Source organism: Parabacteroides sp., from assembly GCF_977054455.1.
Genome location: NZ_CDRTCT010000014.1, coordinates 115126 through 121545 on the forward strand (window position 1 = coordinate 115126; position 6420 = coordinate 121545).

The 6420-nt window shown below is 45.2% G+C and carries 5 protein-coding genes and 1 rRNA gene; 4 read left to right on the forward strand and 2 right to left on the reverse strand.

All coding sequences use genetic code 11. The features are described 5' to 3' along the window. The first annotated feature begins 10 nt into the window (after positions 1–10). On the forward strand, positions 11–976 hold the full coding sequence (locus ACW6QF_RS08920; RefSeq protein WP_456087547.1) for a hypothetical protein: 966 nt from the start codon (positions 11–13) through the stop codon (positions 974–976). On the opposite strand, the gene ACW6QF_RS08925 is transcribed toward ACW6QF_RS08920, so the two are convergent. Then, positions 971–1378, reverse strand: coding sequence for a hypothetical protein (locus tag ACW6QF_RS08925; protein WP_456087548.1), 408 nt, complete (start codon positions 1376–1378; stop codon positions 971–973). The two genes, ACW6QF_RS08920 and ACW6QF_RS08925, sit on opposite strands and share 6 nt — an antisense overlap. 200 nt (positions 1379–1578) lie before the next feature. On the opposite strand from ACW6QF_RS08925, the gene ACW6QF_RS08930 reads away from it, so the two are divergent. Then, positions 1579–2016: a helix-turn-helix domain-containing protein gene (locus ACW6QF_RS08930; protein WP_456087549.1), complete on the forward strand. Its 438-nt coding sequence runs from the start codon at positions 1579–1581 to the stop codon at positions 2014–2016. Positions 2017–2230: 214 nt separating this feature from the next. Here the strand turns inward: ACW6QF_RS08930 and ACW6QF_RS08935 are convergent, their stop codons facing one another. Beyond that, complete coding sequence (locus tag ACW6QF_RS08935) at positions 2231–4183, reverse strand: SGNH/GDSL hydrolase family protein (RefSeq protein WP_456087550.1); 1953 nt, start codon at positions 4181–4183, stop codon at positions 2231–2233. Between the two features lie 152 nt (positions 4184–4335). Between ACW6QF_RS08935 and ACW6QF_RS08940 the strand changes: the two genes are divergently transcribed. Together ACW6QF_RS08940 and ACW6QF_RS08945 are read left to right on the forward strand one after the other, a co-directional pair. After that, on the forward strand, positions 4336–5778 hold the full coding sequence (locus tag ACW6QF_RS08940; protein WP_298548303.1) for an MFS transporter: 1443 nt from the start codon (positions 4336–4338) through the stop codon (positions 5776–5778). A gap of 536 nt (positions 5779–6314) precedes the next feature. Beyond that, a 16S ribosomal RNA gene (locus tag ACW6QF_RS08945) occupies positions 6315–6420 on the forward strand; the annotation flags it as partial.

The window sequence follows — 6420 nt, forward strand, 5'->3', positions numbered from 1 at the left end:
AGAATACGATATGAAAGAACGACTGATCTTATTATTTGCCTTGTTTTGGTTACCCTTATTCGTGGTGGCTCAACAAAGGGTTATTGTGGATACCGATATTGATTCGGATGTGGATGATGCGGGTACATTGGTAATGCTCTATACCTTGCATAAGCAACATAAGATAAATCTGCTGGGGACTGTCGTGACAAGCGACGATCCTTTTGCAGCAACTTGTGTGAGTGCTTTCAATGCCTATTATGGAATGAAAAAGTTGCCGTTGGGCTTTTTGGAAGGACAGCCCTTTTTGAAAAATCACTCCCGCTATACCCGGCAGATTTCGGAAGAGTTTCCTCATGACCTTGCTTCTTGGAAAGAGGCGGAAACAGCTACTAATACTTATCGGAAATTATTGGCCGGAAGTCCCGATCATTCTGTGATTATCCTGACGATAGGACATTTAAGCAGTTTGCAAAAATTATTGCAATCGCCTGCCGACCAGTTTTCCCCGCTAAGTGGAAAACAGTTGGTCGAGGCTAAGGTGCAGAAATGGTATTGTATGGGCGGATTGTTCCCGGAAGGAAAGGAAGCGAATTTCTCACGACCGGATCCGGCCTCTACCGTTTATTGTCTGGGTAACTGGACAAAAGAGGTCGTGTTTTGCGGATGGGAAATCGGCCGGCAAATAGTTACAGGCGATTCTGCCTTGCGTGCGAAGCTAACCTCCGGACAACCTATGTATAGGGCCTATGAACTATATAATAATTTTGACGGGCGTGCCAGCTGGGACCAAGTCACGGCTTTTTTGCTGACAGATCAGGCGGCTGGTTATTTTGAGTTGGATAATGCCGGACATTGTCAGCTTGAAGCGGATGGAAGTAACCGTTGGATTCCTGGCAAGAGTGGTAACCAATTTATTGTAAAGTTCAAACCCGGAGTTGATCCCTTGAAAGTGGCGTCCTTGATAACGGATCTGATGTTGGAAAAGGACCTATAGTTGCAATCGGAGAAACTTGCTTTCAGGAACCAGTTTATTTTGGCTTTTGTGGAGGATGCGGACGGAGATTGGAGCGATGTCACATTTGCGGGAGGAAGAGCCTTTTTCGTTTTTGAGATAGATGAAACTGTTCTCCGGTTCGGAAATGTCCTGGACAAAGATGGAAGCTTTTGCTTTTGACGATAAATAAACCTCTTTTTCCCATTTCTTTTCATAGCAGAAGAAAGCTTCTAACGAGTTTTCCGTTTGATAGGAAATCAGTAGCTTGTGCGGATGTAGGTCCCGGGTGGATACCTGATAGGTGATGTAGCAGGGTTCTTCCCTTTTTTGCCTGTAGGAGTTACCGGCCAGTATCAGTGCGAAAAACAGGAATACGCATGTTAGTATATGGATATTTCTCATGGCATGTTTTTTTGCAAAGAAAGGTAGAATTGTTAATGGAGTGATATTCTCGATCCTTGTAAAATACACCGGAACATGTGTTTTTTACAAGATCTTTTTCATGTCTTGTTCAGATTATTGTTTTGTTATTTTTCCAGAATTGATTCAGCATGAGATAAAAGTTCTTATATTTGTTTCACACATTGTAAACGCAGAAGAAAATGGAAACCGAAAATATCAAAACAAAAAATGTGCACCAAGGTGCTAATGTCAGGAAGTTACGCCAGTTAGTGGGCATGAAGCAGACCACTTTCGGCGAATTGTTGGGGATGAACCAGCAAAGCGTCTCTCGTCTGGAACAGAAGAGGGTGCTCGAAGAAGATACGTTGTTCAAGGTGGCGAACATCCTGCATGTCGCCCCTGAGATCATCCGGAACTTGGAAGAAAATCCGACTTCGATCGTGATCGAGAATAATACGTTCCAGACGGGAAGCAGCAATGTCGGGGTGGTAGAACAGGATCATAATATAGAAAATCAAATACATCCTGTCGATCAACTGATGACTTTAAATAAGGAACAGGCCTCTCTTTACGAACGAATGCTTACTATAGAGAAAGAGAAAAACACACTTTTAGAGAAGTTGCTGAAAGAAAAGTAGGCCTGCGTTTCTCTTTTTCTATTCCATCAGGAATTCCGGTTCCTTGTGATTTCTTCGTCTTTATCAGTTCAAATATTCTTAAATTATTGACTTGTACTGAAAAAAGTTTACACATTTTGTATTACACGGTGTGTAAACTTTTTTCAGTACAAGTCATTTGGTAACCGATGCCTACCTTTTCGGGAATCGACAGGCATTTATTTTCAAAACACCATCATCTGCCGTTCACAACGAAGTTTCGTATCTGGCATTCCGTACCTTGTGAGGCGGGATTTTTCTTTTTAGATATACGGAGGACCAGTTTGTGATCCGTCTCTTTTAGTTCCGTTTCCAGCATGTAGACCCAGGGGATATAAAGATTATGGCTCCATTCGGTGAAAGTATCCAGTTCTTTGAATGGGGCGCCATCGACACTATATTCCAGAATTCCGGCAGAGGGGCCGCTGACGCAGAAAATACCGATCGCTTTGCCTTTGAAGTCCAGTGTCAATTGATCGCCCGGACGAGTAGCCTCCAGCATCGGGACATCGACAAAGCCGTTCCGTTTGCCGGCCTTGTTGTCGGGATGCCAGTTGTCGATTAATTTCCATCCTTTGTTTAAGCGGGCTGTTTCGAGAGCCATGAAGTCTCCGTTATAATAACTGTAGGCATCCAACGGTTGGGCCGGAATTTCATGTGCCTCGATTCTCCCTTCCGGAGAAACACCTTTCCACATTTCATCGAAAAGATGGCCGATAGCGGCAGCATAAAACTTATGGCCGAAAGGTTTCGGATGAGTGCCGCCGAAGTCGTCCCAGGTAAATTCGCCGTTTTGCATCCGTTCGCCGATCTCTTGGCAGAGATTGACTGAAGGAATCAGATAATGATTTGCCACCCGTTCGTGGTTCAGGATAACATCCGGCATCTGGCGGCGGGCGATCATCGGGATAAACGGATCATAGATGAAGTGTAGCATGACGATATCCATCTCCGGGTTGCTTTCCAAGGCATGGCGCACTTCTCCCTCCATACCGCGCACTTGTTCGAGGGCGCTGAATCCGTTGGTGTCGTCGTTTACGGCTGCTTCGACGAAAAGAAGATCCACTTTCCCTTTTGAAAGGATGTCATGCTGCAACCGGAAGGAACCCGGAGTCGTCCCGGTCGAACCGATACCCGCTTCTACCCATTCGAACTGCGTATAAGGAAATCGCTGCTGCAATTGTTGTTCAATCATATTGCGCCACCCGTTCATTTCCGTGATGGAACCTCCCAGGAAAGCGACCCGTGCCCGGCGTTCTTTTTCGAATTTGCGGAATGAGTTCTGCAAACTGCCTCGTGTATTATAATGTATATACTTTTCGTATTCCGGCTGTTGGCGGAGGATGAAATCGACTACCGGCTCCGGATTGTCGAGGCTGTGCGGATGGTGATCGCATCCTTTCTTCAGTATAACTTCCACCGGACCTCCTGCCGCAAGGTAGCGCGAACGTACGACCTCCATGTTTTCCTTGTAGGGAACGGTTTGGTCACTATCGCCGCATACGCTGATGATCGGTATGCCTGCCGCAGCAATCGGTGACAAATTGTCGATCGGGTTCCCTTTGAAATGCTCCATCTCGGCATCTGTCAGGTTCCATTCTTTCAAAAGATCCTTCCATAAAGCCGCGTTTTTTCTTCCCGGCCAACTGAAGACGTCACAGACAGGGGCATCTACATATATGCAAGCCACTTTGTCCGTGTTCTGGGCAGCCCAGTTGAAGGCAAACAAACCGCCCCGGCTGAATCCTTCCAGTGTGACTTTATCGGACAGGCCGTACCGGCTCTTCACATTCTCATAAAAATCCGTGCCTAAAGAAATTGCTCTGGGACTTCCGTACAAATGGGTTACGTCATAGTAAACAATGTGGAATCCTTTTTCCAATAATGCTTTGTCCACACTTGGAAATGCATCGAAGAAGGCCGGACGCCAGATCCACGGATTTCCTTTGGCTGCTTTTTTCGGTACGACAACGGTTGCCTGACGGTCTTTGAAGGTGAAATCATGACGATCACACCCGTTCCATTCGCTTTTTTCTGTCTGGGCTTGGATTGCCAGACTGTTTACCAGGGCCAGAAGCACCAGATAAATAATCTTTTTCACAATAATCATGGTATTAATAAAATTTACATTGGAGTGACAAACGTACATAAAATGCTTATTCTATGCAAATCAAACCTTTAATAATCTTTGTCCGGATGTGAAAGAAATAAAATACGACGTGTATTCGCACACAAACTTGTGTATAACCGAAAAAATGACTTATATTTGCCCCCGTATTATGAAAAACGAATTTTAATATCATGAACACATTTCAAAAAGCAAGTGAGAAAATGACAAATTACAGATGGACAATCTGCGCGATGTTATTTTTCGCAACAACAGTGAATTACCTCGATCGTCAGGTCCTTTCTTTGACCTGGGATGAATTTATCAAACCGGAGTTCCATTGGAACGAATCCCATTACGGTACGATAACATCAGTTTTCTCAATTGTATATGCAATCTGTATGCTGTTTGCCGGTCGTTTTATCGACTGGATGGGCACGAAGAAAGGATATCTTTGGGCTATCGGTGTTTGGTCGTTCGGTGCCTGTCTCCATGCAGGTTGCGGTATTGCAACCGAACATTATGTCGGTATGGACAGTGCTGCGGAACTGATTGCGGCAACAGGAGATGTTGTCGTGATATTGGCGACCGTGAGTATGTATTTCTTCCTGGCCGCGCGTTGTATCTTGGCGTTGGGTGAAGCGGGTAACTTCCCTGCAGCCATCAAGGTTACGGCTGAATACTTCCCGAAGAAAGACCGTGCCTATGCGACTTCTATCTTCAATGCCGGTGCTTCTATCGGCGCTTTGATTGCACCGATCTCCATTCCTTTGTTGGCAAAAGCCTGGGGTTGGGAAATGGCCTTTATCGTGATCGGTGCGCTCGGCTTTATCTGGATGGGCTTGTGGGTATTCATGTACACGACTCCGGATAAGAGCAAGCATGTGAATAAAGCCGAGTTGGAGTATATCGAACAGGATAAGAACGAAAAAGACATTGTCATAGTCGAAGAAGAACACGAGAAGAAGATCGGTTTCTTGCAATGTTTCACGTTCAAACAGACTTGGGCTTTCATTGTCGGTAAATTTATGACAGACGGAGTTTGGTGGTTCTTCCTTTTCTGGACTCCTTCTTACCTGAACACGCAGTTCGGCATCAAGACTTCCGATCCGTTGGGTATGGGGCTGATTTTTACTTTGTATGCCATCACGATGTTGTCTATTTACGGAGGTAAACTGCCGACAATCTTTATTAACCGAAGTGGAATGAACCCATATGCCGCCCGTATGAAAGCGATGTTGATTTTTGCTTTCTTTCCGTTGTTGGTATTGCTGGCACAGCCGTTGGGTACGATTTCTCCGTGGTTCCCGGTTATTCTGATCGGTATCGGTGGTGCAGCTCACCAGTCGTGGTCTGCCAACATCTTCTCGACTGTCGGTGATATGTTTCCGAAATCGGCTATTGCAACCGTTACGGGTATCGGCGGTATGGCCGGCGGCGTCGGTTCCATGATCTTGCAGAAAGTGGCCGGGAACCTGTTTGTGTATGCAGATGCTACTCAGATGACATTTATGGGCTTCACGGGCAAACCTGCCGGTTATTTCATTATCTTCTGCGTATGTGCCGTCGCTTATTTGATCGGCTGGATTATCATGAAGATTCTGGTGCCGAAATATAAAGTGATCGTTCTTGAATAATCGAAATATAGAGTGTTATATAAAGAGAGAAGGAGGATGCGCCGTCATGGCTGCATTCTCCTTCTCTCTTTACAGGAAAGCGGTTGTTTTCCCAAATACATGCAGGAATGTGTCATGCATGCGTACCTTATAATAACCGTTATCTCCTTCGGAAAAAAAGGATGAAAAAGATTCCGAAAAGTTTGGTGGAAAGAATTTAAATTTCTACTTTTGCACCCGCATTCGAGCGAGAGTGGTTTAAGTCGACATGATGAAGAAGGTATTTCCCGGAGTGGGTGGATGAGGTTAGCCAGGCTAAGCGACATGTCCGACCGTCCGGCGGCTTTCGAAAACTTTTCAATTTTTCTCTTGAAAAATTTGGCAGTTAAAAAAAAGTCCTTACCTTTGCAGCCGCAATCGAAAGAAAGCGAAAAAAGTTCTTTGAAAGATTTACATATCAACAAGTAGTACAAGAGACGTAGAAATACGAAACATACCGTCAAGTACGGACTACGATAAATCACGAGATTCTGAGCAAAGGTATAAGAAACAATTTAACAACGAAGAGTTTGATCCTGGCTCAGGATGAACGCTAGCGACAGGCTTAACACATGCAAGTCGAGGGGCAGCGGGGTGTAGCAATACGCCGCCGGCGACCGGCGC

Excerpts from the sequence above, each read along its gene's own strand:
- ACW6QF_RS08920 (WP_456087547.1), top strand. The coding sequence starts at position 11 with ATGAAAGAACGACTGATCTTATTATTTGCCTTGTTTTGGTTACCCTTA.
- ACW6QF_RS08940 (WP_298548303.1), top strand. The coding sequence starts at position 4,336 with ATGAACACATTTCAAAAAGCAAGTGAGAAAATGACAAATTACAGATGG.
- ACW6QF_RS08935 (WP_456087550.1), bottom strand. The coding sequence starts at position 4,183 with ATGTACGTTTGTCACTCCAATGTAAATTTTATTAATACCATGATTATT.
- ACW6QF_RS08925 (WP_456087548.1), bottom strand. The coding sequence starts at position 1,378 with ATGAGAAATATCCATATACTAACATGCGTATTCCTGTTTTTCGCACTG.
- ACW6QF_RS08930 (WP_456087549.1), top strand. The coding sequence starts at position 1,579 with ATGGAAACCGAAAATATCAAAACAAAAAATGTGCACCAAGGTGCTAAT.